2 protein-coding genes are annotated in these 1,491 nt (G+C 70.5%); both read right to left on the minus strand.

Annotated features, from left to right (window positions below):
• On the minus strand, window positions 1-581 hold a 581-nt coding region (locus ACTWPW_RS64155), incomplete at its 3' end, for an alpha/beta hydrolase (protein WP_443175035.1).
• Between the two features lie 11 nt (window positions 582-592).
• Window positions 593-1,491, minus strand: an 899-nt coding sequence (locus ACTWPW_RS64160; protein ID WP_443175036.1) for a S41 family peptidase, incomplete at its 5' end; no start/stop codon positions are given.

Here is a 1,491-nt window from a genome sequence, read left to right on the forward strand (position 1 = left end):
TCGGAGTCGCTGTCGCAGGCGAGGCATTCGGCGATCCGCCCGTCGGGGAAGGTGGTGGCGTAGCTCTCGTAGGTGTGGTCGATGCCGGCCACGACGTACCCGCGGCTGGCCAGGTCCTCGGCCAGGGAGGTGAGCGTGCTCACCGGTTTGGTGAAGCCGGGGGAGAGCACCACCAGCGGCAGCTTCTCCCCAGCGGGTTCGGCGCCTTCGACGGCGTTCGTGCGGGTCTTGCTCAGGGTGTCGTACGGCGCGGTCGCAATTCTGCTGCCTTTCAGGAGGAGCTCCGATTCCTTGGGTGTCATGTACGGTGCCCGCTGCCCGTTCCGCTGCTGGGTCGGGTACCACAGGGTGACCTTGAGTTCTCTGGCGTCGGTGTCGAGGTTCCAGGGGTCGGGGCGGGCGGTGTCCTTCAGGTACAGGGTGGTGGTGCCGACGGGGTGGGGGCCGGTGGGGGTGGGCAGGGTGGCCGGTTCGGTGGGGGCGGCCGACGGGGTGGCGGCGGAGCGGGGTGGTGCGGGTGCCGAGCAGGCGGACGCGGCGAGGACGGCCAGTGCCGCGGCGGCTGCCAGGAGGTGTCTCATGGGAGGTCCCTTCACTGGTGCAGCAGGGTCAGGGCCTTGGTCAGGGCGGGGTCGTGTCCGGCGGCCGCATCCTTCGGGGTCGGTGGCAGGTGGTGGTCGGGTGGTACGCCGATCCGGTCGATGACCTCGCGGTTGGGCCCGAGGTGGTGCCTGGTGGGGAGGCTCAGCAGGGTGTTGTTGGCGAGTAGGTACGGCTGGGCGGGGCCGGAGATGACGCCGGCGGTTCTGGTGCCGACGAGTGGGCCGAGGTGCAGGTCTTTGACGGCGGAGCTGAAGTGTTCGCAGGCTGAGGCGCAGCCGCGGTCGGTGAGTACTGCCGGTGGCAGGTTGAGCAGGTCGACGGTGTCGTCGGTGCGTAGGGTCGCGCATTTGTCGTCCACGGTGCACAGGTGGGCGGTGGTCTTGCCGTGGGTGAAGGCGCTCAGCAGCCGGATCGCCTCGGTGGGGCTGCCGCCGTTGTTGCCGCGCAGGTCCAGTACGACGCCGGTGAGCGTCCGGCCTTGCCGGAGCCGGGTGATCGCGGTGAAGACCCGGTCGGCGGTGTCGGGTGCGAATGCGCGCACCCGTAGGTAGGCGATGTCGTCGTCCAGCAGCTTGGCCTGCACCGTTTGCAGGGTGGCCAGGTCTTGCTGGTAGAGGCCGGGGGTGAGGGTCACGCTCCAGCGGCGGCCGGTGCTGTGCCGCAGCAGCCGCAGCTGGACGGGGCGCGCTTGCGGGTATTGGGGGTAGAGGGCGTTGATCGCGGGGGTGGGCCGGCCGTCGATGAAGGGGGCCGATCCGTTGATCGATTCGATGAGGTCGCCGGGGCGGAGTCCGGCCTGTTGGGCGGCGCCGCCGTGCACGGTGGTGATGAACAGCGGGGGCAGGGCGGCTTCGGGGTTGCCGGTTGCCTGCCGGCTGGTGAGGTTGG

The organism is Nonomuraea sp. KM90, assembly GCF_052246675.1.
Lineage (GTDB): Bacteria > Actinomycetota > Actinomycetes > Streptosporangiales > Streptosporangiaceae > Nonomuraea.